Origin of the sequence: Actinoplanes aureus, assembly GCF_015704865.1 — a bacterium.
Classification (GTDB): Bacteria; Actinomycetota; Actinomycetes; order Mycobacteriales; family Micromonosporaceae; genus Actinoplanes; species Actinoplanes aureus.
The window spans coordinates 328,296-354,144 of sequence record NZ_JADQTO010000003.1 but is presented as its reverse complement, the minus strand read 5'-3'; the positions used below and the strand labels follow the sequence as shown (position 1 = coordinate 354,144).

The 25,849-nt window shown below is 71.5% G+C and carries 25 protein-coding genes; 9 read left to right on the top strand and 16 right to left on the bottom strand.

The annotated features are described in order from the left end of the window. Nucleotide 1: 1 nt before the first annotated feature. Entirely contained in the window at nucleotides 2-847 is an 846-nt protein-coding gene (locus tag I4J89_RS07505) for an ATP-binding protein (protein ID WP_196413102.1), read from the bottom strand. Nucleotides 848-965: 118 nt separating this feature from the next. Between I4J89_RS07505 and I4J89_RS51250 the strand changes: the two genes are divergently transcribed. From I4J89_RS51250 to I4J89_RS07490, 3 genes are all read left to right on the top strand, one after another. After that, the gene (locus tag I4J89_RS51250; protein ID WP_196413101.1) at nucleotides 966-2,156 is read left to right on the top strand and encodes a sensor histidine kinase; all 1,191 of its coding nucleotides are present in this window, start codon (nucleotides 966-968) and stop codon (nucleotides 2,154-2,156) included. Beyond that, nucleotides 2,153-2,815, top strand: a complete 663-nt coding sequence (locus tag I4J89_RS07495) for a response regulator (protein ID WP_196413100.1) — start codon at nucleotides 2,153-2,155, stop codon at nucleotides 2,813-2,815. Before I4J89_RS51250 ends, I4J89_RS07495 begins: the two co-directional genes overlap by 4 nt. Nucleotides 2,816-2,892: 77 nt before the next feature. After that, nucleotides 2,893-4,245: an alpha/beta hydrolase family protein gene (locus I4J89_RS07490; protein WP_196413099.1), complete on the top strand. Its 1,353-nt coding sequence runs from the start codon at nucleotides 2,893-2,895 to the stop codon at nucleotides 4,243-4,245. Here I4J89_RS07490 and I4J89_RS07485 read toward each other — a convergent pair. Continuing rightward, the gene (locus tag I4J89_RS07485) at nucleotides 4,221-5,126 is read right to left on the bottom strand and encodes a LysR family transcriptional regulator (RefSeq protein ID WP_196413098.1); all 906 of its coding nucleotides are present in this window, start codon (nucleotides 5,124-5,126) and stop codon (nucleotides 4,221-4,223) included. The genes I4J89_RS07490 and I4J89_RS07485 overlap by 25 nt on opposite strands. 105 nt (nucleotides 5,127-5,231) lie before the next feature. Between I4J89_RS07485 and I4J89_RS07480 the strand changes: the two genes are divergently transcribed. Next, nucleotides 5,232-5,873: a dihydrofolate reductase family protein gene (locus I4J89_RS07480; protein ID WP_196413097.1), complete on the top strand. Its 642-nt coding sequence runs from the start codon at nucleotides 5,232-5,234 to the stop codon at nucleotides 5,871-5,873. Here I4J89_RS07480 and I4J89_RS07475 read toward each other — a convergent pair. After that, nucleotides 5,857-6,525 carry a TetR/AcrR family transcriptional regulator gene (locus I4J89_RS07475; protein ID WP_196413096.1) on the bottom strand — a complete coding sequence of 223 codons (669 nt, stop codon included), beginning with the start codon at nucleotides 6,523-6,525 and terminating at the stop codon, nucleotides 5,857-5,859. The genes I4J89_RS07480 and I4J89_RS07475 overlap by 17 nt on opposite strands. A 53-nt stretch (nucleotides 6,526-6,578) precedes the next feature. Here I4J89_RS07475 and I4J89_RS49360 point away from each other — a divergent pair, with 53 nt between their 5' ends. Continuing rightward, complete coding sequence (locus I4J89_RS49360) at nucleotides 6,579-6,980, top strand: alpha/beta fold hydrolase (RefSeq protein WP_230858492.1); 402 nt, start codon at nucleotides 6,579-6,581, stop codon at nucleotides 6,978-6,980. 48 nt (nucleotides 6,981-7,028) lie between these two features. Further along, nucleotides 7,029-7,433 carry an alpha/beta fold hydrolase gene (locus I4J89_RS49355; RefSeq protein ID WP_230858491.1) on the top strand — a complete coding sequence of 135 codons (405 nt, stop codon included), beginning with the start codon at nucleotides 7,029-7,031 and terminating at the stop codon, nucleotides 7,431-7,433. 9 nt (nucleotides 7,434-7,442) lie between these two features. Here I4J89_RS49355 and I4J89_RS07465 read toward each other — a convergent pair whose 3' ends face one another. After that, entirely contained in the window at nucleotides 7,443-8,075 is a 633-nt protein-coding gene (locus I4J89_RS07465) for a maleylpyruvate isomerase N-terminal domain-containing protein (protein WP_196413095.1), read from the bottom strand. A 1,155-nt stretch (nucleotides 8,076-9,230) separates the two neighbouring features. Here I4J89_RS07465 and I4J89_RS07460 point away from each other — a divergent pair. Together I4J89_RS07460 and I4J89_RS07455 are read left to right on the top strand one after the other, a co-directional pair. Beyond that, entirely contained in the window at nucleotides 9,231-10,196 is a 966-nt protein-coding gene (locus I4J89_RS07460) for a hypothetical protein (protein ID WP_196413094.1), read from the top strand. Nucleotides 10,197-10,303: 107 nt separating this feature from the next. Next, entirely contained in the window at nucleotides 10,304-10,942 is a 639-nt protein-coding gene (locus I4J89_RS07455) for a LysE family translocator (RefSeq protein ID WP_196413093.1), read from the top strand. Between the two features lie 238 nt (nucleotides 10,943-11,180). Here I4J89_RS07455 and I4J89_RS07450 read toward each other — a convergent pair whose 3' ends face one another. The 11 genes from I4J89_RS07450 to I4J89_RS07400 form a co-directional block, all read right to left on the bottom strand. Continuing rightward, the gene (locus tag I4J89_RS07450) at nucleotides 11,181-11,513 is read right to left on the bottom strand and encodes a YnfA family protein (protein WP_196413092.1); all 333 of its coding nucleotides are present in this window, start codon (nucleotides 11,511-11,513) and stop codon (nucleotides 11,181-11,183) included. Further along, nucleotides 11,510-11,686: a hypothetical protein gene (locus I4J89_RS07445; protein ID WP_196413091.1), complete on the bottom strand. Its 177-nt coding sequence runs from the start codon at nucleotides 11,684-11,686 to the stop codon at nucleotides 11,510-11,512. Before I4J89_RS07445 ends, I4J89_RS07450 begins: the two co-directional genes overlap by 4 nt. Nucleotides 11,687-11,793: 107 nt before the next feature. Continuing rightward, on the bottom strand, nucleotides 11,794-13,449 hold the full coding sequence (locus tag I4J89_RS07440; protein ID WP_196413362.1) for a ThuA domain-containing protein: 1,656 nt from the start codon (nucleotides 13,447-13,449) through the stop codon (nucleotides 11,794-11,796). A 23-nt stretch (nucleotides 13,450-13,472) separates the two neighbouring features. Beyond that, on the bottom strand, nucleotides 13,473-16,271 hold the full coding sequence (locus tag I4J89_RS07435; RefSeq protein ID WP_196413090.1) for a PQQ-dependent sugar dehydrogenase: 2,799 nt from the start codon (nucleotides 16,269-16,271) through the stop codon (nucleotides 13,473-13,475). Between the two features lie 103 nt (nucleotides 16,272-16,374). Next, nucleotides 16,375-16,863 carry an ATP-binding protein gene (locus I4J89_RS07430; RefSeq protein WP_196413089.1) on the bottom strand — a complete coding sequence of 163 codons (489 nt, stop codon included), beginning with the start codon at nucleotides 16,861-16,863 and terminating at the stop codon, nucleotides 16,375-16,377. Between the two features lie 43 nt (nucleotides 16,864-16,906). Beyond that, the gene (locus I4J89_RS07425) at nucleotides 16,907-18,091 is read right to left on the bottom strand and encodes a helix-turn-helix domain-containing protein (protein WP_196413088.1); all 1,185 of its coding nucleotides are present in this window, start codon (nucleotides 18,089-18,091) and stop codon (nucleotides 16,907-16,909) included. Between the two features lie 99 nt (nucleotides 18,092-18,190). Further along, a complete protein-coding gene (locus tag I4J89_RS07420) occupies nucleotides 18,191-19,753 on the bottom strand; it encodes an FG-GAP repeat protein (RefSeq protein ID WP_196413087.1) in 1,563 nt (520 codons plus the stop codon). 109 nt (nucleotides 19,754-19,862) lie between these two features. Further along, complete coding sequence (locus I4J89_RS07415) at nucleotides 19,863-20,510, bottom strand: response regulator transcription factor (protein ID WP_196413086.1); 648 nt, start codon at nucleotides 20,508-20,510, stop codon at nucleotides 19,863-19,865. After that, nucleotides 20,498-22,210, bottom strand: a complete 1,713-nt coding sequence (locus I4J89_RS07410) for a sensor histidine kinase (protein WP_196413085.1) — start codon at nucleotides 22,208-22,210, stop codon at nucleotides 20,498-20,500. Before I4J89_RS07410 ends, I4J89_RS07415 begins: the two co-directional genes overlap by 13 nt. After that, nucleotides 22,197-23,336, bottom strand: a complete 1,140-nt coding sequence (locus tag I4J89_RS07405) for a sensor histidine kinase (protein ID WP_196413084.1) — start codon at nucleotides 23,334-23,336, stop codon at nucleotides 22,197-22,199. Before I4J89_RS07405 ends, I4J89_RS07410 begins: the two co-directional genes overlap by 14 nt. A gap of 106 nt (nucleotides 23,337-23,442) precedes the next feature. Continuing rightward, the gene (locus I4J89_RS07400) at nucleotides 23,443-24,672 is read right to left on the bottom strand and encodes a L,D-transpeptidase (RefSeq protein WP_196413083.1); all 1,230 of its coding nucleotides are present in this window, start codon (nucleotides 24,670-24,672) and stop codon (nucleotides 23,443-23,445) included. A 217-nt stretch (nucleotides 24,673-24,889) separates the two neighbouring features. On the opposite strand from I4J89_RS07400, the gene I4J89_RS07395 reads away from it, so the two are divergent. After that, nucleotides 24,890-25,360 carry a GNAT family N-acetyltransferase gene (locus I4J89_RS07395; protein ID WP_196413082.1) on the top strand — a complete coding sequence of 157 codons (471 nt, stop codon included), beginning with the start codon at nucleotides 24,890-24,892 and terminating at the stop codon, nucleotides 25,358-25,360. A 19-nt stretch (nucleotides 25,361-25,379) separates the two neighbouring features. Here the strand turns inward: I4J89_RS07395 and I4J89_RS07390 are convergent, their stop codons facing one another. Continuing rightward, nucleotides 25,380-25,847 carry a peroxiredoxin gene (locus tag I4J89_RS07390; RefSeq protein ID WP_196413081.1) on the bottom strand — a complete coding sequence of 156 codons (468 nt, stop codon included), beginning with the start codon at nucleotides 25,845-25,847 and terminating at the stop codon, nucleotides 25,380-25,382. Nucleotides 25,848-25,849: the final 2 nt, after the last annotated feature.

Below are 25,849 nucleotides of genomic sequence, written 5' to 3'. Positions count from 1 at the left end.
GTCACGGGCGGATCGTGGCCCAGACGGCCTTGCCGTCCGGGGTGGGCATCGCCCCCCACACCGACGCCGCCGCGTGCACAGTGGCCAGCCCGAGTCCGCGCGGCGGCAGGGGCACGGACGGCGGGTGGACGTCGAGGCGCCGCGGCAGGCGAGGCTCACCGTCGAGTACGGCCATGTGCAGGCCGTCGCCGCGACGCGAGAGGAACACCGTGATCGGGGGCCCGGCGTGCTGCACGGCGTTCGCCACCAGTTCCGAGGCGACCAGCCGGGCCCGTTCGGCGAGTTCGGGGAGGTCCCAGGCGGCACAGGCCGCGGCGACCTCCGCACGGATCTGGGCCACCGAGCTGAGCCGGAAGGGAAGGCACAGCTTGACCCGGTCGGGCATCGTTTGCCGCTCGGTCATCGCGGCTCGCGCCTGCGCGACGGTCGTGTACATCGGCAGGAACCGTTCCGCGCCCATCCGCCGCAGCCGGCTCGCGAGCGCGGTCTCCGGCGGCGTGCACACCGCCACCTTGACCGGCGGGTCCATCGCCGCGCCCGCCCGCCGGGCGGTGAACCAGAGCGACGCGCTGGTGGCGTGCGGATCGTGCAGGTCGTGCAGGTCGACAATCAGGGCGCTGGGGTGCTCGCTCAGGCATTTGCGGATCGTGACGTGGGTGTCGCGGCGCAGCGGAACACCCCATGAGCCGTGCATGGCCAGGATCACCATCGAGGAGTCCACGTCCAGAAGGACGCTGAACCCGTCGCCCTGCTCCGGGTCGTAACGGTCGAGCAGATAGGGAGCACGCACCAGGGCGCTGAGCCACCCGGTACGGCTGGACGGCCCCACCCACCTGTGGTTTTTCATCAGCATCTCGCCATCGGACGGACGATCGCGTGCTACACGGCAAGGCTCTCAGCAGACCATCATGGTCACAAGACACCTGGCCGGCTGGTCCATGGCCGCCGCTCGTAGCATCGTGATCATGCGATCTTCCGCGCGACTGGTCCCGGCGGTGCTCGGCCCGGCCGGGCGCCTGCTCAAGATCGCCGCGCGGCTGCCGGCCGTACCGCCGCGGGTCGCCGACGTGCTGCTCACCCTGGTGGCGCTGACCGCCCAGCTGGCACCGTTCGTCTCCACCGAGCCCACCGGCGGCGCGGAGCACTGGCCGTGGCCGATGTACCTGCCGCCGATCGCGGTGAGCCTGCCGGTGCTCTGGCGCCGCCGCGCGCCGTTTCTCATGCTGATCGCCTGCTTCGCCGCGTCGCTGACCTACAACGCCTTTCCGCTCGGCCCGCCACAGGCGATTTGGTACGGCGCCCTGTTCGGCGTCTTCACGGTGGCCGAGCGGGGGCAGCCGTGGCAGCGCGGGGTGCTGCTCGGCGGCCTCGCGATCAGCGCGGTCACGTTGTCCGGCTCGCTGGCGACCACGACGCGCGGCCTGGTGACGAACCTGGCCGCGTACGTCCTGGGCCGGGCCCTGGCGAACCACCGCCTGCGCATCCGGATGCTGGCCGAGCGCGCCCAGCACCTGGAACGGGAGAACGCGCTCGCGGTCGAGCTGGAGCGCGGCCGGATCGCCCGGGACCTGCACGACATCCTGGCGCACGGGCTGACCGTCATGGTGGCGCAGGCCCAGGCCGGCGCGGCGGACGTACGCCGCAACCCGGACCGGGCGGAGGCGTCCTTCGACATCATCACCACGGCGGGCCAGGACGCGATGGCCCAGTTGCGCCGGGTGGTCGCCGGAACTCGATCGGCCGGAGCACCGACCGTGGGGCCCCGGCTCGCCGGCCTCGCGGACCTCGCCGAACGGGTGTCGGCCGCGGGTCCGCGGGTCACCGTCACGCAGACCGGCGAGACGCGGCCACTGGCGCCGGATGTCGAGGTGGCCGCGTACCGGATCGTGCAGGAAGCGCTGACCAACGCGGTCCGGCACGCCGGCGCGGCCACCGTGGACGTACGTCTGAGCTGGCAGGATGAGGAGTTGCGGGTGACCATCGAGGACGACGGCCGGGGCTCGTCCGGCCGGACGGACGGAAACGGCCTGATCGGGATGCACGAGCGGACCCGCGCCTGCGGAGGCACCGTGTCGACCGGGCCGGGCACCGGCGCCCGCGGTTTCCGGGTCGAGGCCCGCCTGCCGGCCGGCGTCGCGACGGTGGAGCCGGCATGAGCATCCGGGTGGCGATCGCCGACGACCAGGAACTGATCCGCGACGCGTTCGCCCGGATCCTGGACGCCGAACCGGACATCGACGTGGTCGCCGAGGCCGGCAACGGGGCGCAGGCCGTCGACGCGGTACGCGCCCAGCGACCCGACCTGCTGCTGCTCGACATCCGGATGCCGGTGATGGACGGCATCGAGGCGGCCCGCCGGGTCTGCGCGAGCACCACCACCCGGGTGCTGATGCTCACCACGTTCGACGAGGACGAGTACGTCTACGAGTCACTGCGCGCCGGCGCGAGTGGCTTCCTGCTCAAGGACGTCCGCGGCCCGCAACTGGTCGACGCCGTACGGGTGGTGGCGGCCGGCGAGTCACTGCTCGCCCCGGCGGTGACCACCCGGCTGGTCCAGCAGGTGGTCAGCCTGCGGCCGGCGACCGGGCCGGAGGCGGACGCGCTCGGCGTGCTCACCGCCCGCGAGCGAGAGGTCCTGCGACATCTGGGCCGCGGCCGGTCCAATGCGGAGATCGCCGCAGACCTGGTGCTCAGCGAGCACACGGTGAAGACGCACGTCAGCAACGTGCTGACCAAGCTGGCACTGCGCGACCGGGCGCAGAGCGTGGTCTTCGCGTACGAGAGCGGGCTGATCCGCCCCGGCGCGGACGGCTGAAAAGATACCTCGCGCGAGGGATGCGACCGGCTCGCGACGGCGATGTGCCGGCCACCCGGCGCCCGCAGGATGATCGCGTGAGATCACTTCGATGCCTGTTCGCCGCCACCCTGGCCCTGCTGCCCGTGCTGGCCGCGGCACCTGCCCACGCCGATGTCCCCGAGGTCGTCACCGCCCCGGCCGCCTTCACCAACGACACCGGTGAGAGGTTGCACGGCCTGGTCTACACGCCGCGGACAGCTTCCGGTCCCCTGCCGGCGATGGTGCTGCTGGGCGGCTCCGGCCCGGTCAAGCACGGGTCGCTGGCCGCCGAGGCGAAGGCGTTCGCCGCCCAGGGCATCGCCGTGTTCGCCTACGACAAGCGGACCACCGGCTACTCGGAGAGCCACCGTGACTACGCGGCCCTGGCGGACGACGCGGTCGACGCCGTGACGATGATGCGCAACCGCCCCGGCGTCGACCGGGCGCACGTCGGCGTCTGGGGCATCAGCGAGGGCGGCTGGGTGGCGCCGCTGGCCGGCGCGAAGTCCCCGGAGGTGGGCTTTCTCGTGCTGGCGTCGACTCCGGCGCTGAGCCCGATGCGTACCGAGAACTGGAACACCCGCAACAAGATCTACGCGTCCGGTGTGCGTGGCTCGCTGGTCAGCACCCTGTCCGACCAGCCGTTGCGCGTCCTGGAGGACGCCGGTGCGTTCGCCGAGTCCCGCTACGAACCCAGGCCGACCCTGACCCAGGTGACCCAGCCGGTGCTCGCGGTCTACGGAAGCCGGGACGTGCAGGTGCCGGCCGCGGAGAGCGCGCGGGTGCTGACCGAGACCGTCCGCGGCCATCTGAGCGTCCGGATCATGACCGGCGCTGATCACCTGCTCCGGGAGGGCACGAACGTCCATGCCGGCTATCCCGAGGTGGTCGGCACGTGGGTGCGGGCGGTCGCCTCGGGTACCCCGCCCGCGCCGGTTGCCGACGCCCTGCCGGCCCAGCGGGCGCAGAGCACCGCGGTTCCGCTCGCCGCGCCGTGGGAGCGGTGGCAGCTTCAGCTGGCGGTCTTCGTCCTGATCGTTGCGCTGCCGGCGGCGTACCCGATCTGGGTTGTGATCCGCCGGCTTCGCCGCCGGCCGGTAGCCGGCCGCGCCCCCGCACGGACCTTGGCCGCGCTGCTTCCGCTGACCGGGCTCAGTGCATTGATCTATCTGTACGCCGTGCTGACCGGATCCGATTACCGAGGGATGTACCCCGGCCCGGTTCTCGCCGGCCGGCCGATTCTGTGGCTGGCCGTGCAGGCGCTGGCGGTGGCCACGGTGGTGGCCGCCGCGTTCACCGTCCGGCAGGTGATCCGCGAGCGGGGTGACCGGGCGCGGCTCGGGCTGCTGCTCGGCGGCGCGGCGCTGTTCCTGCCGTGGGCGCTCTACTGGGGACTGCTGCTGCCGTGAGAACAGTCGCGGAGAGTCCGGGCGGCCGATGCCAGGGTCTCGATCAGCGCGGTCGTGGCGGGCGGGTCGGGTGGCTCGCCGTACGTGGCGGCGTAGATCCGGCGAGGGCTCTCGGTGAGCCGCGTGGCGTGGACACCCGCCGCCCGGTGGGCGTGCAACGCGAGTCCGTTCACTATCGCGACGCCCATCCCGGCGGCGACCAGCGCCTGGGCGACGACCGTGTCGTCGCAGGAGTAGGCGACGCGTGGCGTGAAGCCGGCCCGCCCGCACGCCGTGACCATGGCGGCCCGGCAGCGTTCGCAGCCGCCGACCCACGCGGAGTCACGGTGGTCCTCGAGACGCTGCCCGGGCCGGTCACTGATCAGGTAGAGCGGGTCGTCCAGCAGGTGGGTGAGCCGGAATCCGTCATCCTCGTCGGGCGGGGTGTCGGCGTTGCGGAAGATCAAGGCGATGTCGACGTGCCCGGACCGCAGCATCGTCAGGCCCACCACCGGGTGGGCATCGACCAGGTTCAACTCGATTCCCGGGTGCGAGCGGGCCAGCTCGGTGGCCGCCTTCGGGACGAGGGTGCTGAGGACGGTCTGGAAGCCGGCCAATCGTACCCGTCCGGCTCGAAGCCCCACCCGCGCGGCCAGCTCGGCGGATGCGGCGTTCAGCCGCCCCAGGATCTCGGTCGCCCGCTGGGCCAGCAGGTCACCCTCGGGGGTGAGCCGGATCCCGCGGCCCACCCGCTGGACGAGTTTGGCTCCGATGTCGGCTTCCAGCCGGCCCAGGTGATGACTGACCGACGGCTGAGAGTAGTGCAGCTCCCTCGCGGCCTCGGTCACCGATCCGTGCCGGGCGACCGCCTCCAGCACCTTGAGGTGGGTCAGGCTCAGCATGGAATCAATTTAATCTATGAGTTCGGGACGGATTTGGCATTAGACGTCATGACACGGGGCGGCAATCATCGACCTCACGAGGCCAGTACCTGAAGGAGCTCAGCCATGTCTCTCGCCCGCGTCCAGAACTTCTCCATCTCACTCGACGGCTTCGGCACCGGGGAAGGTCAGAGCCACGACAAGCACTTCGGCCACGCCGGAGATCGCCTGCACGAGTGGATGTTCGCCACCCGGTGGTGGCGCGGGCCCGACGAGCCGGGTGGCAGCGGCGGCGTCGACGACGTCTTCGCCCAGCAGTTCGGTTCCGGGGTCGGTGCGGAGATCATGGGAGCCGGCAAGTTCGGCCACCCCGGATGGCACGAGGACCCGGAGTGGAAGGGGGCGTGGGGTCCCAACCCGCCGTTCCACACACCGGTCTTCGTCCTCACCCACCACTCACGCCCGTCGATCGAGATGGAGGGCGGCACGACCTTCCACTTCGTCGACGCGCCGCCCGCCGAGGCGCTCGAGACGGCCCGCAAGGCCGCGGGCGGGCAGGACGTCCGCATCGGTGGAGGCCCCACCGTCGTCCGCGACTTCCTCGCCGCCCGGCTCATCGACCACGCCCACATCGTGGTGGTCCCGATCCTGCTCGGCCGGGGCGTACGCCTCTGGGACGGGCTCGAGGGCATCGAGAACGACTACCGGGTCGAGACCACCTCCTCGCCCAGCGGCGTCACGCATGTGACGTTCACCCGGCGTCGCTGAGCAGTCCGCGCAGGACGCTGCGTACGGTCGCCTCGAAGAGATCGCGCGGCGCTGACGGCACCGGCGGCGCGGTGAGAGCTGCGACCAGATTCGGGAACGCCGCCATGTCGATCCCGTCGAAGCCGGCCGGTGGTCCGGCCGACTCACTACGCGCGAACAGCGACACCACACCGATCATCATGGCGATCGCCTCGAACTTGGCGGCGGGCCCGGCCGGCACGGGCCGCAGGATCCCCAGGCAGTGGTCGAACCAGGCCAGGCTCTGCGGGCCGGGGGCGGTCGGCCGGGGCAGGATGTCCACCAGCCACGGGTGCCGGCGGTACAGCTCCAGCTGCCGCCGGGCGATCCGCAGCATCGCGTCCAGCCAGTCGCCGGCGGCGTCCGGGTACGGCCGCAACTCCCCCGCCACCCGATCGGCCATCAGGTCGAGCAGGTCGTCGCGGGAGGACAGGTAGCGGTAGAGCGACCCGGCGCCGGTACCGAGCGCGGTGGCGACCGCCCGCATCGAGACCGCCCCGATGCCGTCGGCGTCCGCCATCGCGATCGCCGCGGCCACGATCTCGTCCCGGGAGTGCGCCGGTGCCGGCCCACGCGTCCCCTTGGCCGGGCGGGACCAAACTGCCTGCCGCACTGGTTCAGCGGGTGAAGTCACCGCTACACTCTAAACTGCAAACGGCGTTCGCAGTTTCGAGTACGGAGGGCGACATGGAACAGAACTGGCCCGTGCAACGGGTGCCGGCGGCCGACGGCGCCGAGATCGTGCTCCACTCCATCGGCACCGGGCCGGGCATCATCGTCGTGCACGGCGGCGGCGTCACCATCGAGATGTACCGGCGACTCGCCATCCGGCTGGCCGACCGGTTCGCCGTGCACCTCTACAACCGGCGCGGGCGGGCCGACGCGGCCGCCCGCGCCGAGCCCTACGACGGCGAGCAGGACATCGACGACCTCGCGACGCTCCTTGCCCACACCGGAGCCCGCAACGTGATCGGCCACAGTGGCGGCGGCTTCATCGCCCTGCGCGCTGCCAAGCGGCGGCTGCCGATCGACCGGCTCGCCCTCTACGACGCGGCGGTCCAGGTCAACAGCCTGAGCCCGTTCGGGTGACTGCCGGCCGCGCAGCACGCGGCGCGCGCCGGCGACGCCGCCCGCGCCATGGCGATAACCACCGCCGGCATCAACACCCACTCGGCGGCGTCGCGCCTCCCGCTGCGCGTCCAGATCGCCATCTGCAAGCTGTTCATCCGTACGTCCATCGGCCGCACCATGAGCGAACTACTCCCGACCACCCTCGACGAGAGCGCGCTGATCCACAGTCACGACGGCCCACCGGAGCAGTGGGCCGGCATCGACGCCGAAGTGCTGCTGGCCTGCGGCGCCGACGGGCCGCCCAACTACCCACCCACCAACGAGGCCCTGGCCCGGGTCATGCCCCACGCCCGCACCCTGGTGGTACCGCGCGCGGGTCACGATGCGCTCAACCGCGCCCCGAAACACCTGCTAGACGCGCTGGCCGAGTTCTTCACCGCCCCGGTCACCTCGGAGCCGGCCAGCTCGTGACGCGTCGCCTCAGAGGGCTGCGATCCTGGCGGGTGCGCGCTCGGCCCGGCTGAAGGTGCGAAGCAGGGCGGTGGCTCCATGCCGCGACTCGGCCCAGCGGCAGAGCAGGTCGAGCGCCGTCTCGAGCGCCGGCTGAGGGAGAGCCGGGGTCGCCACCCCGACGCTGACGGCCAGATCGTCACAGTGCACCGCGAGCTCCAGCAGCCGGGTGGCGAGAAAGTCGTCCAGCGACAGCGCCCACGGCCCCCACGGCAGTTGGATCACCCGGTCCGCCGGCTCGCCGGGCAGGCGCTGCCGCAGCTCGGCGAGGGCGGCCCCGGTCTGCTCGTTAAGCCGCGCCAGTCCTACGGCGGCCAGTTGCTCACCGCTGTCGCGGATACCGGTGTTGAGCGCGCTGTCGATGTCACCGTCGGTCCATGTCGACCGGCGGTAGTGGTCGATCAGCGAGATGGGCCGCGTGCCGGGTGGTTGTTCGTCAAGCACCGGGACCACCTGGAGGATCTGACCGGCCAGATGACCGGCGAGTCCACTGACCCGGAACTTGCGCAAGGCGCTGGGCGCCGCCCAGCAGCGGGCCACCGCCGGGTCCGCCATGAGCGTGGTGGCGACCGTCGCCGAGCTGAGATATAGCTGCCTGATCATGCTGCGGCCTCCGTCGTTGTGGCCAGCATCCGACAACCGCAGTGTCGCAGCGCCTTCCCGTCGGGCGCCATCGATGCAGCTTTTCGTGGGCCGAGGTTTGCTTTTGGTCCTGCTTCTTCGGGGTACGCGCAACCGGCGTCCCGCCGAAGCCGACCCCGTCCCCACTCTCCCGGCGCGAGCCAGGCTGTCCGTCCCGGCCTCAGCGCGGCCGCCGGGAAACACCAGTCCGTCGCGCTGCGAGGAGTGCGCGGTTCTCGCCAAGCGGCCGGGCTGCCTGGCCGGAGTTCGCAGGGCCGGGCGCGGTGACGTCGTGGTTGCTCGCCAAGCGGTCGGCTGCCTGGCCGGAGCTCGCGGGGCCAGGCGCGGTCACGTCGTAGTTGCTTGCCAGCGCCCTGGGTGCCGGGTCCGGTTAGTAGGGCCGCCCACGGCTCGGCGATCGGCGCTAGAGGGCTTCCGTAGTCAGGGTCCCAAGCCGGGATCTTGCTTGGCCCACGCTCAATGCTGTCTCAACGGCCGCCAGACAGCACCCACGTTGGGCCGGACAAGACCCTGACCGCGAAGGCTCTCTAGAACCGCTGTCGGTCATCGCGTTGCGTGGTGGTTCCGGGATCATGGTGGATCCGGTGCGCTCCCACCCACCCGATCCACCACGATCCGCGAGACCAGCCGCAACCCTGGCCAACTCCGGCTACCCAACGTCACGTCAGCCATCCGCCAACCCGAACGACTACCGCAGCACCTACCCCAGGCGGTGGACCGCAGGTGGGGCCGCAGGTGGAGGGGGCTCAGGCGAGGGCTCAGGCGGGGACGTAGGCGGCGCGCCGCAGGTGAAGAGGGCTCAGGCGGGGGCGTAGGCGGCGGACCGCAGGTGGAGGGGCGGAGGCCGCGGGCCGCAGGTGGAGGGGCGCAGGCGGGCGGGGCGCGTTCGCCGCCGTGACCCGCAGGTGATGGTGTTTCCCGGCGGGCGCGTTGCGGCGGTGAGGGAAGGCTGGGCTCGCGCTGGGAGAGCGGGACGGGGTCGGCTTCGGCGGGACGGGGGTTACGCGTACCCCGAAGAAGCGGAACCGGCAGGCAGACCTTGACCCAGATAGGGGTTATGACGACGGGTGACTGGCGGAGCGGCAACGTTCCCGCGGTGGCCGGCGTCGAAGGGATGTGGACCTTCTACTGAACGTGCTGATGTTTGTCGCCGTGGCGATGCTGGGGTATCTCGCGGGGCGGCGCTACCCGGATCTGGGTGGGCGGGTCATCCGGTGGGCCGGTCGTCGTCGAGCTACCGTGACCCGGCCGCCGGGGCCGTGGCGTCGGCGGGCGCGGCTGCTGTTCGTGGTGGGTGCGCTTGCCGCCACGGCGCCGGTGTGGCCGATCGTCCAGCCCGGTGATCCCGTCGCGAACGAGATGCTGGAGCCGGCCGAGGCCGCCGTGATCGTCTCGGTGGTCCTGGTGTTCCCGGCCGCGTGGGCCCTGCTGGGCCGGTCCAGGCCGTATGCGTGGCGCGTCGCCGTCGTGCTCGGCGCGTGTGTCACCGGGTGGTCGTTGTGGACTGCCGAGTTCGGCAGTTACGGCACCCCGCCCACCGTCGATGACGGACTGCGCTGGTACCTGGTCGCAACAGCCGTCATCGTCGCGTCCGCGGCCGTGGTCGAGTCGTGGCGGCGGCCACGAGAACTGCTGACCAGGCGCGGAGCGGCCGGCGCGCTTGTTTGGACGGCCGGTGTGGCCGCCGCCTTCGCGATACCGATTGTCGGCGACCAGCAGGTGCCGCCCCGCGACCCGGTCCTGCCGCTGCCTCCGGCGATGACCGTGGTCCAGGAGGAGGCGCGGTGCGCCATGCCGGAGAACCACGGCTTCGGTCCCCGTTCCTGCTTCCGCCGATTCACGGTGGCCGCGACCGACGGAGCGAACGTGCGTGAGCTGGCCCGGCGGCTCGGCGAGCATCTGCAGCGAACAAAGCAGTGGCCGGCCACCTGGTACGACCCGTCCACCGTCCAGTTCCGCTGCCGGCGGAACGGTTGGCTCAACCCCTACGAACTCTGCCTCGAACTACGGCACGACGAATTGACGTCGACCGTGAAGGTTCAGATCGCCTACTACAACGGACGAGAGCACGTCGTCTATTGAGTCGCGCCTGCCGGTATTCGGAGCCCCGGGCCCGCCGCAGTGCAGATCGCCGGCCGCCGGTCGAAATAGACAGGCGGCGGGCACCGACATCGCACTAGCCTGGCAGCATGCCTTCGCCGGATCGGCTTGCCGCTTTCGCGCTCGCGTCGTTCGTACTGATCGTCATCCCGGGTCCCGCGGTGCTGTTCGCGATCAGCCGCGCCCTGGCCTACGGCCGGCGCGTCGCACTCACGACTGTCCTCGGCGGAGCGGCCGGCAGCTTCACCGCGGCCACGGCCGTCGCTGTCGGGATCGGCGCCATCGTGCAGACCTCCGCCGTGGTCTACACCGTGATCAAATTCGCCGGCGCCGCATACCTGATCTACCTCGGCGTTCAAGCGATCCGGCACCGCCGGGCGCTGCGCGAGGCCTTCGAGGCGCAGGCGGCCCCGATCGGTGGCGGGCGCACGCTGGTGCAGGGTTTCGTCGTCGGCGTGACGAACCCGAAGACGGTGGTGTTCTTCGCGGCGATCCTGCCCCAGTTCGTCGACCCGTCAGCCGGAAACGCCGGCCTTCAGATGGTGGTCCTGGGTGCGGTGTTCGCCGTGATCGCCCTGGCGATGGACTCGGTGTGGGGCGTGGCGGCGGGCGCGGTCCGATCCTGGTTCGCTCGCTCGGCGCGGCGCTTGGACCTGGTCGGCGGCGTCGCGGGTCTCACGATGGTCGGGCTCGGCGTCGGTGTGGCCGTCAGCGGCCGCAAGGACTAAATCTCTGCCGGCCGGTCCCGCTGGTGTTTCCCGGCGGTCGCGCTGCGGCCGGGACGGAAAGCCTGGCTCGCGCGGGCAGGGCGGCACGGGTCGGCTTCGGTGAGACGCCGGTCTCGCGTACCCCGAAGGAGCAGGACCGGCAAGCGAAGATCAAGTCCGCATAGGCGTGCGGGCCGGCCACGCTATCGATACCGCACAGTCGAAGGAGAGGCTCGACCAGTATGGCTAGCGGGGCGGATCAGCCGCGCGGCGCGTACATGATGACGGCGACCCCGGCCAGGCAGATGACGGCGCCGATCAGGTCGTAGCGATCCGGCCGGAACCTGTCCACCAGCATCGCCCACGCCAGCGAGCCGGCGACGAAGACGCCGCCGTAGGCGGCGAGGATCCGGCCGAAGTTCGCATCGGCCTGCAAGGTCGCGACGAAGCCGTAGGCGCCGAGCGCGGCGACGCCGGCGCCGATCCAGAGCACACCCCGATGCTCGCGTACGCCCTGCCAGATCAGCCACGCGCCGCCGATCTCGGCGAGCGCGGCAAGCGCGAACAGCAGGATGGAACGGATGATCGTCACGCGGTCATGCCAGCACATCGACCGGATGCGGCACCGGCCGGGTACGGCTGCCGGCCCGGCGGGACGGGCCCGGGGATCGGGCAGTCGGCGCAGGTGCGGTTGGTCTGAATGTTGACGCCGGCCCGGGCCGCGACCTCGCCGGTGCGCAGACCCGCGGAAACGCCGAACGACATCACCGGCTCCTCGAACAGTCGACTCCGACCGCTCAACGGTAAACCGGTACCTAGGTACCGGATGCAACCCGGCGGCTCGCGCCGCCGGGTTGCATCGCCGGAGTCCCCTAAGCCGGTAGCACCCACTTCTGGTTGGCACCGCCGTGGCAGTCCCAGATGTGTATCTGCTGGCCGTCGGCGGAGCTGTTCTGGCTGACGTCCAGGCAGCGGCCGGACTGCGGGTTGCGGATCGAGCCGTCGGCCTGCGGCGTCCAGTTCTGCGCGCCGGAGCCGTTGCAGGTCCACAGCTGCGCCTTGGTGCCGTTGGCGGTGGCGCCGCCGGCGACGTCGAGGCACTTGCCCAGCGCCCGGAACGTGGAGCCCTCGCGAGTCCAGTTCTGTGCGCCGGAGCCGTTGCAGGTCCACAGCTGGATCTTCGTGCCGTCGGCGGTGGCCGCCCCGGAGACGTCCAGGCACTTGCCGGCCAGGCCCCGGACCGGGCCGGATGTCACCGGCGGCGGGCCGCCCAGCTCCTTGATCCGGACGTTGCGGAACGAGGCGTCGTCCCCCGTGCCGTGGTTCTGGAGGCCGATGTGGCCGGCGAGCGAGCGCACCGGGTCGGCGTTCACGAAATCATTTATCTGTACGCCGTTGAGGTACACCCGCAGCCGCTCCCCCTCGACCAGCAGCTCGAAGGTGTTCCACGCGCCCGGCGGGTTCAGCGCGGCGTCGCGGGCCGCCACGTCCGCGGACTTGAACGTGTAGACCGCGCCGGTGGTGCGGTCGGCGGCGTCGGTGGCGTCGATCTGTACCTCGTACCCGTTGTTCACCGCCGACCACGGGTCGCTCGACGGCGGGAATCCGAGGAACACGCCGGTGTTGTCGTCACCGGCGAGCCGCCAGTCCAGCTTGAGCGAGTAGCTGGTGAACTGCTTCGCGCTGTACCAGAACAGGCCCATCCCGCCGGTCGAGGTGAGGGTGGCGTCGGTGTTGGTGAACGCGCCCGGCCCGGCCTGCGACCAGCCGGCCGTCGAGCCGTTGTAGAGCGGGGTGTAGCCGACCTCCGGCCGGCAATCGGCCTTGGCCTGGCCGGCCGCGTACCGGATGCCGCCGAGCAGGTGGGCACGGAAGGCGCTGTCGGTGTACGAGGCCGCGGTGTGCCCGCCGCCGGTGTAGAAGGAGCGGCCGCCGGAGAACGGCTTGCACCAGACGTGCGGGTGGTCCGCGCCCATCCCGCCGCCGGAGTACGACGACTCGTCCAGCGTGGCCAGCACATGCGCGGTCGAGCGGACGTTGGTGCGGTAGTTGTACCACTCGTCGGTGCGGTTCCAGGTCTGCGGCAGGTGCGCGGTGGCCGCGTGCGCGCGGTCCTCGACCTTGACGTTGGCCGCCTGGATCGCCGGGTGTGAGGCGAAGTACGCGCCGACGAGCTCGCCGTAGAACGGCCAGTCGTACTCGGTGTCGGCGGCGGCGTGCACCCCGACATAGCCCTTGCCCGAGCGGATGTGGTTCTCGAACGCGGTCTGCTGGGTCGCGTTGAGCACGTCACCGGTGGTGTTCAGGAAGACCACGGCCTCGTACGGTGCCAGGCCGGTCGCGGTGAACACGGCCGGGTCCTCGGTGGCGGTCACCGTGAAACCGTTGGCGGTGCCCAGGTCCCGTATCGCCTGGGTGCCGGCCGCGATGGAGTCGTGCCGGAAACCGGCCGTCCGGGAGAACACCAGGACGTCGTACGGCGTGTCAGCGGTGGCCGGAGCGGTGACGCCGAGGGAAGCCGCCACCATCGCGAGGATCAGAAGGATTCGTCTCACGGGAGCACCCACTTCTGGTTGGCTGCGGCGGTGCAGTCCCAGATGTGGATCTGCTGACCGTCCGCGGAGCTGTTCTGGCTGACGTCCAGGCATCGGGCGGACTGGGGATTGCGGATCGTGCCGTCGGCCTGCGGCACCCAGTTCTGCGCGGCCGAGCCGTTGCACGTCCACAACTGCGCCTTCGTGCCGTTGGCGGTGGCGCCACCGGCCACGTCCAGACACTTACCCAGAGCGCGGAAGGTCTGACCCTGCCGGCTCCAGTGCTGCGCGGCGGTGCCGTTGCAGGTGTAGAGCTGGATCTTCGTGCCGTCGGCGGTGGCCGCGCCGGCGATGTCGACGCACTTGCCCGCCAGACCCTTGATCGGGCCGGATGCCGAGCCGTTGAGGGTGAAGGCGTCCAGGTCGAACAGGGCGCCGGCGGCGCCGGCGAAGGTGAGGTACAGCGTGGTCGTGCCGGCTGGTGCGCCGGTCACCGTGCCGCTGACATTGGTGAACGTCTCCCAGCCGCCGGTCACCGGTACGGTGGCCGAGCCGAGCACGGTCCCGGTCGCTGACCCGGCCCGGATCTGCAGCGTCCCGCCGACCCCGCCGGACGAGACCCGCGCGGTGAACGACGTGACGTTGCCCAGCTGGTACGGGTCGAAGGCGATCCAGTCGCCGTTGTGGATGTCGCCGACCGTCTTGCCGCCCTCGGCCGGGGTCTTGCTGAACGTGTTGATCCCGGACGAGGTCTTGTAGTGCTCGGCCTGCCGGTGCCGGGGTTGCAGGATGTGCTGCTTGTGCGTGGTCAGCCCGGCCGCGTCGGTGTACTCGGCGTCGAAGACCGCGAAGATGTTCGCCGCGTCGTCGTGCTCGCCGTCGACCGGGATGGTGATGACGCCGGTGCACCCGTTCACCGAGGTGATCTGGTGGCCGTGGCTGTCGTGGCCCAGCACGTACGTCATCTTGGCTCTCGCGCAGTTGATCGTGCCGTCCTCGGGGTCACTCGGGGTGAACGTGAACGGTACGGCGTCGCCGTACGAGAAGAGCTGCCCGTTTCCGGGTGTGCCGATGCTGATCGACGGCGCGGTGTTGCCCACCCCGATCTGTACGCTCGCGGTGCCGGTCGCGCCCTGCGGGTCGGTGACCGTGAGCGTCACGTTGTAGGTGCCGTTCGCCGTGTACGTCTTGGTGGGGTTGGTCGCGGTGGAAGTGGTGCCGTCGCCGAAGTTCCACGAGTAGGTCAGCGCCCCGCCCTCGGGGTCGGACGATCCGGCGGAGGAGAACGTGACGGCCAGCGGCGCCTGCCCGGTCGTCGGGGTGGCCGCAGCGACCGCGGTCGGCGCCCGGTTGCCGCCGCCCACGTAGTCGTAGCGGTAGAGCGCGGAGTTGGCGTCACCGTTGAAGTAGCCGGTGCCGTAGTCCAGGACGTAGAGCGAGCCGTCCGGCCCGAACGCCATGTCCATCACCTGCTTGCCGCCCCAAGGGAAGTCGGCGATCGCGCCGACCGAGCCGTCGGTGCCGACGTGGATCGGCTTGATCCAGCCCCGGCCGAGTTCACCGGCGAAGAAGTGCCCGTCGAGCGACTGCGGGAACTTCGTCGGCGAGTTCAGCGAGGCGTTGTACCGGTAGACCGGCCCGGCCATCGGCGACTCGGAGCCGCCGCCGAACTCGGGTGGGCTGCCGGCGTCACCGGCGTACCGGATCCAGGCCGGCCGGGCCGGCGGCAGCGTGGTCTGCCCGGTGTTGCGGAACGAGTTGTTGGTCGCCCCGCCCGAGCAGTTGTACTTGGCCCCGGTGGTGCCGGTGGCGAAGTTCCACTCGTTGTAGGTCTCGGTGGTGGTGTTCGTGCCGGTGCAGTACGGCCATCCGTAGTTGCCCGGGCTGGTGATCCGGTTGAACTCGACCTGCCCGCTGGGGCCGCGGTTCGCATCGGTGGAACCCGCGTCCGGGCCGTAGTCGCCGAGGTAGACGACGCCGGTGGTCTTGTCGACGCTCATCCGGAACGGATTGCGGAAGCCCATCGCGTAGATCTCCGGACGGGTGTTCGCCGTACCCTGCGGGAACAGGTTGCCGCTCGGGATCGAGTAGCCGCCGTTCGCGTTCACCTTGATCCGCAGCACCTTGCCGCGCAGGTCGTTGGTGTTGCTCGCGGTGCGCTGCGCGTCGTACGCGGGGTTGCGGTTGGTGCGCTCGTCCAGCGGTGAGTAGCCGGCCGAGTCGAACGGGTTGCTGTCGTCGCCGGTGGACAGGTACAGGTTGCCGGCCGCGTCGAAGTCGATGTCCCCGCCGACGTGGCAGCAGATCCCCCGGGTGGCCGGCACGTCGAGCACGGTCACCGCGCTCGCGGTGTTCAGCGTGTAGTCGGCGTTGAGGCTGAACCGGGACAGCCGGTTGACGCCGTTCCACGCGGAGAAGTCCGTCGCCGTGGCGGGCGCGTCGCCGGCCGGCGTGGAGAGCGGCGGCGCGTAGTAGAGGTAGATCTGCCGGTTGGTGGCGAAGCCCGGGTCGACCCCGACGCCCTGCAGGCCTTCCTCGTCATGGGTGTAGACCGGCAGCGTGCCGATCACGGTGGTGGTGCCGCCGGCGTCGGTACGCCGCAGCGTGCCGTTACGGGCGGTGTGCAGCACGGATCGGTCGGGTAGTACCGCGATGGCCATCGGCTCGCCCACCTCGGCGACGCCCTTGGCGAGCGTGACCTGCTGGAAGTCGGCTGGGTCGACGGGGTGAGCGAGGGCGGGCCGGGGTGCGGCCAGCATCAGCGAGGGGGCGAGGATCAGCGATCCGAGCACGGCGAAGCCGCGTTTCAGGGGCATGGCAGGTCCACTTTTCTGCACGGTTGCCAAGTGCGGGGACCTGCGCCGACACACCGACCCTGGCGGAATAAGCGGGACCGAGGGAAGGGTCTCGCACTGTTTCTCAGACGTTAATGACTTTCGATGAAGCTGTCCATACTTTCATCGACGTCGGCAAAAGTCCGGAACCGGCGGGACGCTGAACCACCGCCCAGACGACCTTGCCGGCGGGCGTCCGCAGCACTCCCCACCCGTTCGCCGCGGCCTGCACCACCCGCAGTCCGCGACCACGCTCGTCGAGCGGCGCGTCCCGGCGTACCCGGGCCATCACCCGCAGCCGCGGCAACCGCGGGTCGCCGTCGGCGACCGCGAGGTGCAGGCCGTTCCACCGCCGGGTGATCGTGACCAGCAGGTCGGTGCCGGCGTGCTCGACCGCGTTGAGGACCAGCTCGGACATCACCCGCCGGGCCGGGTGCAGCAGGTGCGGCAGGCGCCAGGCCAGGCACGCGTCGGCCACCAGCGTGCCGGCCAGGCTCGCGGCGTCCGGCTCCGGTGCCAGCGCCACCGTCAGGTACGGCGGCTCCCCCGGTGCGCCGCTCGATGTCTGGGTCATGGTCAAACGCTAAGGCGCCCGGCGGCGCGAAAGATTACCGGAATTAATCACGGATCCCGGCCCGCCGGGCCAGTCCGCGCAACCGGCCGTCGCGGCCGTAACGGGGCCGGGACAGCAGGACCCGCAGGGCGTCCCGGGCGCCGTCGGACGCGGCCACCTGCTGCGGTGCGATCGTCTCGGCGCGGTACAGGGCGGTGGCCGCCGCCTCGTCCATGCCCCGGCCCTGCAACAGGGCACGCGAGAGGTCGATGAAGTAGGTGGCCCGGCGGTGAGCCGACGGCAGGGTGTCCGGGCGGAATCCCGGCGGCGCGGTACGGGCGGCCGGCCCGTCCCCGAGCGCCACCAGAACGGCGATCCGCCAGATCTCCACGTTGGTCGGCCCGAAGCTGAACCAGTCGTCCGGGCGTTCACCGGTGTGCGCGGCGACCGCCGCCGCCTCGTCGAGGTGGGCCGACGCCACCGCGGCACGGCCCTCCCGGGCCGCCAGCTCGGCGCTGATCAGGTGGTGCATGCCGTACGTGCTGGCGGCCGCCGGGTCCGTGCCGACGTACGGGGACAGGCGCTCGATCCCCTCACTCGCGACCCGTACCACGCCGGGCGTGCTGGACACCGCCCGGATGCGGGCGTAGTTCGCCAGCCCGAGGAAGGCCGGTTCGGCGAGGTCCTCCGCCGTCCGCATCGCCACTCCGGCCACGGCCAGGGTCATGTCCGGATGTCCGAGCTGGACGCAGGTGGACACGGTGGTCGAGCAGACCTCCACCGTCCGGCGCTGGTGCAGCCGCTTCGCCCGGCCGGTGACGATCCGGGACCGCGCCCCGAGGGCGGTCAGCGCCCCGGCCAGCGCGGGTACGAGCAGGTCGTACCGGCACGCGTCGAAGTACCGGTCGAGCACCGCCGTGTCCACCTCGCCGCACGGCGGGTCGTCGCCGGTCGTGACCATCGGTACGGCCAGCGCGATGACGCCCGACCGGAGACCAGCGATCGCCCCGGCGCTCACCGGGAGACCGGGCGGCTCCTCGTCGGGCCGGCCGGTCAGCTCACCCACCGAGATCTGCAGGGCCCGCGCCAGCGCCTCGCGGGCGGCGCGCCGGTCCAGCGGTGCCCGCCCGTTCTCGATCTGCGCGACGTACCCCTGGCTGAAGCCGGCCAGTTCGGCCAGCACGCGCTGGGTGAGCCCCCGGCGCAGGCGCCAGCGCCGCAGCCTGGCGCCTACCTGGTCACTGTCCACGGCGTCCCCGTCCGGCCGGTGGCGGTCTGCCCAGCAGAACGCCTCCCGGCCGCGACGGGGCGGACACCCTGTGCGTCGCGACGCGGGAGGCGTACCGGATCACGGATCCTGGTGCCAGAACTGGTTACCGGCGGAGGCCAGACCGTCGGCGGCGCCGTACAGGACGTTGACGGCTCCGGCGTCGCTCACCGCGCCGACGTCCTCGGTCGTCACCCCGGCAGCCAGGTCGGCCTGGTTGGCCAGGCCGAACCGGCCGGCCGTGAGCACGGAGCCGAAGAAGTCGTACAGCTCCGCGTCGTCGGCGATGCCCAGGCTGTCCTGGTCCCAGACCGCGTTGCCGGTGGCGGCCAGGCCGTCGGAAGCGGCGTAGATGACGTGCACCGCGCCGGCGTCGACGATGCCGCCGGCGGCGTTCTGCGCGGCGACGCCGACGGCCAGGTCGGCCTTCGTGCTCTTGCCGAAGTCGGCCGCGGCGAGCGCCGATCCGAACAGGTCACCCGGTTCCGCGGTGTCCTGGATCCCGGACGAGTCCTGGTGCCACAGCTGGCTGCCGCTGGAGATCAGCCCGGACGAGTAGCCGAAGATCACGTGGACCGCGCCGGCGTCGGCGACGGTGCCCACGTCCTCGTACGGCACACCGACGACCAGATCGTCCTGCGTGCCCTTGCCGAGGTCGGCGGCGGCCAGCGAGTCACCGAAGTGGTCCCACGTCTCGGCACTGTCCGCGATGCCGGACGAGTCCTGATGCCAGAGCTGGCTGCCGCTGGAGGTCAGCCCGGAGGAGGATCCGTAGATCACGTGCACCGCGCCGGCGCCGGCGACGCCGCCGATGCTCTCGTTGAACACCGTTACGGCCAGGTCGGCCCGCGAGTCCGATCCGAAGTTGCCGGCGGTCAACCGGGCGCCGAAGCTGTCGGAGTGCTCCGCGGTGTCGGCGATGCCCGGGCTGTCCTGGTGCCAGAACTGGTTGCCCGCGTCGGTGATGCCGCCGGCCGAGCCGTACAGCACGTTCACCGCACCCGCCTGGAACAACCCGGAGCCCAGCTCCTCGTGCACCACCCCGACCGCCAGATCGGCGTGCGAGCTGCCACCGAAGTCGGCGGCGGCGAGCGCCGACCCGAAGGCGTCGCCGAGTTCCACGGCGTCCGCGACGGTGCCGCTGTCCTGATGCCAGAACTGGTTGCCGGCGTCGGTGAGGCCGGCCGCCGAGCCGTACAGGATCTGCACCGCGCCGGCGAACCCGGCGTCGAAGCCGTTGCTCGCGAGTACGGCCTCGCCCGGCGCGCCGACGGCCAGGTCGGCGAACCCGTCCTTGTTGAAGTCGGCGGCGGCCACCGACGCGCCGAACAGGTCGCCTTCTTGCGCGTCGTCGAGGACCGTTCCGCTGTCCTGGTGCCACAGCTGGGCGCCGGCCGCGGCAAGCCCACCGGCGGAACCGTACGTGACGTTCACGGCACCGGCATCGGTGGCCGCGCCGACGTCCTCGTACGGAACCCCGGCCGCGAGATCGGCGTAGCCGTCCCCGTTGAAGTCGCCGGAAGCGGCCGAGCTGCCGAACCGGTCGTCCTGCTCGGCGGTGTCCGGCAGGGCGTAGGCCGCCGACGCCCACCAGAGAACGATGGCCGACACCAGCGAGATGAATATGACGATGCGCCTTTTCATGGCAGAGCCCCCCGTCAGGAGATGAATACCTGCGGCTCAGCGTGCGCCCGGGCGTGCCACCTCGGCCTCACGGAAAGTCGTGAGTCCGGGTCACCGGCCGCACGATTGCTCACCGGCGCTGGAGCAGGGCCAGCACGGCGAGGACGCGCCGGTTGCTGGCCGGGGTGCCGGGCAGCTCGAGCTTCTGGAAGATGTGCTGGACGTGCGTGCCGACGGTGTTCGTGGAGACCCACATCCGCTCGGCGATGCCCTTGTCCGACAGCCCCTCCGCCATGAGCCGCAGCACCTCCAGCTCACGGGCGCTCAGCCGGCTCAGCACGTCGCCGGCGCGGCGCGCCAGGATGAGCTCACCGACCACGTCCGGGTCGACGACCGTCCCGCCCGCGCCGAGCCGGTGCAGCGCGTGGCTGAGCTGCATGGGCTCCAGGATGCGGTCCTTGAGCAGGTATCCGATGCCGTCCGCGCCTCCTTCCAGCAGCCGGGTGGCGTACTCGGGCACGGCGTACTGGGAGAGCACCAGCACCGGCAGGGCCGGCGTGGTGCGCCGCAGTGCCAGCGCCAGCGCCACGCCCTCGTCGGTGAAGGTCGGCGGCATCCGGATGTCCATGATCACCGCGTCCGGGTGTTCCGTGGCGACGCGGCCGGGTGCCTGGTCCGGCCGGCCGACGGCGTCCACCACCCGGTGCCCCTCGGCTTCCAGCAGGCGCCGCAGCCCCTCCCGGGCGATGATCGAGTCGTCCACGATCAGGACCCGCATGGCAGCTCCGCCCGCAGCAGCTGGCGGTCCGGTCGCGCGGTGACCACGAGCCGGCCGCCGACGGCGCCGACCTGATCGCACAGGGCCACGTCGGCGGCGGCCGCGGTGAGGGCGGGCCGTCCGCCCGGCGCGGACACCTCGACCAGCAGTTGCCCGGCCTGCCGCGTGGCGTGCACGCTGACCTCGGCACCGGGGTCGCGCTCGGCGATGCTGCGCAGCGCCTCCTGGACGACGTGGTACGCGGTCAGTTCGACGACCGGGTCCGGGCGTTCGGTGAGCCGTACGTCCACACCGACACTCATCGGGGCGCGCCGCGCCAGCCACGCCAGCCCCGGCCCGAGCCCCTGATCGGTGAGCACCGGCGGGCGCAACAGCTGGGCGACGCCGCGCAGCTCGGCGATGGTCCGGCGCAACCGGGCGTCGATCTCGGCCACCAACTCGCGATCGGCGGGCCGGCTGAGACCGGATCGCAGCACGGCGAGGATGTAGCCGATGCCGAGCAGTCGCTGCTGCGCACCGTCGTGCAGGTCGCGTTCGAGGCGCCGGCGCTGCCGGTCCACCGCGGCCACGAGGCGCTGGCGGGAGGCGCGGATCTCGATGAGCTGGGCCTGTACCTCGGCGTAGAGGCGGGCGTTGTCCAGCGCGAGCCGGGCCGCGTTGGCGGCCGCCGGCAACAGCGGTTCCTCGGTGAGGCACGGGTCGTGCACGAGAACCGCGACCGGTGGCTCGCCGAGCGGGGTCTGCGCCAGGCCGTCGGCCACCCTGATCCGCTGCCCGGTCACGTCCAGCAGGCCACCGTCGGTGGGGAAGGCGACCCGCAGCGCCGGATCGCGCAGCGCCTCACCGAGCGCGGCCTCCACCCGCTGCGCGCCGACGTGCTCGAGCCGGCGGACCAGATGCCCGACCGCGGCCAGTGCGAGCCGCTCGCGCAGCAGTCCGACGAAGTAGGCCAGCGGGATCGCCGCGACGATCGTCCAGGCCATCACGGCGTACAGCACGGCCGTGGTGACCTCGTCGGTGGCGTACCCGTAGGTCACGAAGACGCCGAACGCGACCGCGAAGACGCCGATCGCCAGCGCCGCCGTGGCCACCGGGAACGCCTCGACCCGGCGCCGGCGCGGCCGCGCGCGCACCAGGCGGCCGACCACCAGCGTGGCCGCCGGCACCGCGAGCAGGATCCACGCGACCATCAGCACGACGGTGACCGTCACGTACGCGCGGCCGGTCGGTCCGCCCCGGGCGAACGCCAGCAGGGCGGCGGCGCTGCCGGTCGCGGCCAGCCCGTACCCGAGCCGGACCAGCCGGCGTTCCCGCAGGCCGGGCAGCCGCCCGGAGGGATATCCGAGGAGCAGCCGGCCGGCGATGGCGAACTGGAACCAGTAGGTCGGCTCCCCCACGACGGCGATCAGCGGGGCGCCGGGCAGGTCCGGCGGATAGACGAAGCCGTACGGGGTCTCGACCAGAATGGTCAGGCCGAGGATCAGCATCCAGCCGCCGGTCGCGGTGTGCGGGCGCAGCCACATCGCGACCAGCCCGGGGATCGCGAAGCAGACTCCCAGCCCGACGTCGGAGGCCAGAAAGCCGCGGTGCCGCTCGTCGATCAGCAGGCCCAGCCACACGTCGCCGGCGGCGAGCAGCACGACCAGCCCACCGAGGGCGGGCAGGTGCCATCCGGGGCGGGGCCACTCAGCTGAGCGCATGGACGGCAGGCGTCGTCGGGGCGCGCGCTTCGGCGTACGGCAGACGCGCCGACACCACCGTGCCCTCGCCCGGCGGCGAGACCACCCGCAGCCATCCGCCCACCGCGGCCGCCCGATCGGCCAGACCGTGCAGCCCCGAGCCGGACCCGGTCGTCACACCGCCCGGCCCGTCGTCGGCCACCGTGACACACAGCCATCCGTGCTGGACCTCGGCCTGAACCCGCGCCGACGCACCAGCGGCATGCTTGACCGCGTTCTGCAGGGCCTCACTGACCACGTAGTACGCGGTGGCCTCCACCGCCGGGTCGGTGCGCCCGAGCGGCCGGAGGTCAAGCGTGACCGGGATCCGCACCCGGCGCGCCAGGTCCACCAGCGCCGGGCCCAGCCCGTGCTCGGTGAGCACCGCGGGCCGCAGGCCCCGGCCGGTAGCACGGAGCTCGTCGATCGCCTGGCCGACCTCCCGCTGCAACTCGTCCACCAGCCGGCGGTCAGCCGGGCCGTCCAACCGGGCCCGCAGCGTGGTGAGCAGCCGCGCGATCACCCACAGGTGCTGCTCGGCCCCGTCGCGAAGATCCCGTTCCAGCCGTTGCTGCTCCCGGTCCGCCGCCCCGGCGAGGCGCTGCCGCGACGCGCGTACCTCCTCCAGGTGCGCCCGTGCCTGCGCTCGCAACCGCGCGTTCTCCAGCGCCAGCCGCGCCGCCGACGCCACGGCGTCGACCTCGGCCAGCTGCGGCCGGTGCACCAGAACAGCGTCCGGCGGATCACCGAGCGGCGTGAGCGTGCGGGACCCGTCCGACGGCGGCCGATAGGGCCGGCCCTCCACGTCGACCCAGCCCGCGGCAGTGGGGAACGCGACGCGCAGTGCCGGATCATGCAGCACGTCGGCCAGCACGGACTCGATCATTTCGGCGTTCGCCGACTCGAGCCGGCGTACCAGATCACTCACCGACGCCAGAACCAGCCGCCGCCGCAGCTGCCGGCCCAGCAAGGCCGCGATCGCGGCGAGCGCGCCGAGGATCCAGGCGGCGGTGCCCAGCCACAGCCCGGCCGGCACGAGAGCGGCAGCGATCAGGCCGGCCGCGGTGACGAGCCCGACGGCCGGTCCGCCTGACCGGCCGGCATTCATCGGAATATCGTGCAGCCAGCCAGGCGATGATCGGTATCAAATAAATGCCAGGCGCGAGGTCTGCTTGCCGGTCCCGCGTACCGGAGAAGAAGCGTGACCCCCTGCTTCAGCGGCCGTACTTGTCGAACGGGACCGTCCAGTCGCCGAGGCCGTTCCAGATCGGGAGCTCTCGCGGGCTGTTCTTGACGTCGACGATGTCGCCGACCAGGAAGGTGTTGTAGACCCACTTGGCGTCGGCCGTGCTGAGGTTGATGCACCCGTGTGACAGGTTCGCCCGGCCCAGCGAGCCGTTCCACGGCGCGGCGTGCAGGTATTCGCCGGAGTAGCTGATCCGGGTGCAGTACTCGATGTTCTCCGACACGTAGTAGTTCGGGTCCTTCGGGTCGGTGACGCCGTAACTCGCCGAGCTCATGGTGTGCTTGCGCTTCTTGCCCAGCACGACGTGCGGACCGCCCGCCGTCCAGTAGCTGATGCGCTCGCCGTTCGCACCGATGGTGCCGCCGCCCTTGCCTAGGCTGCACTTCATGGTGCGGACGAGCTTGCCGTCGATGTAGACCTTCGTCAGGTGCGTCCGGTTGTCGCTGATCGCGATCAGCTGCCGGCCGATCTTGAAGTGGGTCGAGGCGTTCTTCGCCCCGTACGTCTCCTTGCCGAGCTTGAGCCCGAACGCGTTGACGCTCACCTTGATCGTCGTGCCGGCGGCCCAGTACTTCGCCGGCCGCCAGTGCACGGTCTTGCTGTCCTTCCAGAAGAACTTGCCCTCGACGGCCGGCGAGGTGGTGATCTCGATGGCCTTCTCCGCCGCGTTCTTGTTGACCGCGCGGCTGAACGCGACGATCACCGGCTGTCCCGCGCCGTACGTGCTGCCGGTCTTGAGGGCGAGCATCCCGTTGGCCTGGAAGGTGACCTTCGCGACGGATTCCGGCTTCAGCGTGGTGAAGGTGGTGTCCTCGGTGGTGGTCACGCCCGCGCTGTCGGCGGCCGTGACGGTCACCTTGTAGTTCTTGCCGTAGTCGAGGTCCTCGGTCGACTGCCAGGTCCCGTCGGCCTGCATCTTGCCGTCGATCTTCACCTTGCCGGAGGTGACGGTGACCGACTTGAGAGTGCCGTCCGCGGCGGTGACGACGATCGGTGTCACCGGCGACACGTCGGTGGTCCCGGCCGCCGGCGTCACGGTCAGCCGGACCGGTGCGGCAACCGGCTGGCCGACGTTCGCCACCGGATCGACCCAGGTGTTGGTGTCGCCACTCGCCTTGCCGGGCGAGGAACACCCGGCGGCCGTGGCGGCCGCGGCCATGCCCACCGCGCCGATGATCACCTTACGTCGCTGAATCATGACTCTCACAATCGAGGGATCCCGGTCGGCGCCATCAATGGCCCTGCGAAGACAAAGACGCGACTGAGGCTCGAAAAGTTGCCCGTCCCATCGATCAAACTTCGAAGGAGGAGTCATCGTGCCAGATGTTGATCTCGCCCGGTAGACCGCATCGAGCTCTCCGATCCCCCCGGGTATGGTCGGGCGCCGGCCTCACCGAATCGAAGGGGACCTCGACATGACCAGCACACCGGCCGACCTGACCACGGTGCGCCGCGCCGGCCCCGGCGATCTGCCCGAGGTGGCGGCCCTGTTCGCCGGGTACCTCGACTTCTACCAGCGGCCGGCGCCGGCGGAACGGGTCCTGGCGTTCCTCGGCGAGCGGCTGGAGCGCGGCGAATCGGTGCTGTTGCTGGCCCGCACCGGGGACGGTACGCCGGCCGGCTTCGTGAACGTCTACCCGACCTTCTCCTCGCTGTCGATGGCGCCGGTGTGGACGCTCAACGACCTCTTCGTCGCGCCGGTCGCCCGGCGCACCGGTGCCGGGCGGGCCCTGGTGCGGGCCTGCGTCGCCGAGGCGCGGGCCGCCGGCGCCGTGGCCGTCCAGCTCCAGACCGCGCCGGACAACCACGCGGCGCAGGCTCTGTACCGGGCCGAGGGTTTCCAGCCGGACGCCTTCGCCGGCTACTACATCCACGTCGCCGCCTGACGGGCCGGGTCGGTGGCCCTCAGGACTTGGCGGCTGACGCCACACTCAGCGCTTGCGCCGCGTGCTGGTTCATGTCCAGCTCGCTGTGGATGACGTCGAGGATCCGCTGATCCGTCCCGATCACGAAGGTCATCCGCTTGGTGCTCAACGGGCCGAGGTTCAGCTTGCGTTTCACGCCGTACGCCGCGATGGTCGCCGACTCCGGGTCGGACAGCAACGGATAGTCGAAGGTGTAGGTCTCCGCGAAGAGCTTCTGCTTCTCGACCGGGTCCCGGCTGATCCCCACCCGTTGCACGCCGGCCGCGCGGTACTCCGCCGCCAGGTCACGGAAATGGCAGGCCTCGGCGGTGCATCCCTTGGTCATCGCCCCGGGATAGAAGAAGAGAACGACCGGCCCGTCGGCCAGGAGTTCGGTCAGCCGGCGCTGCGTGCCGTCCTGGTCGGGCAGTTCGAAGTCAGGCGCGATGTCACCCTTACCGATGCTCATCC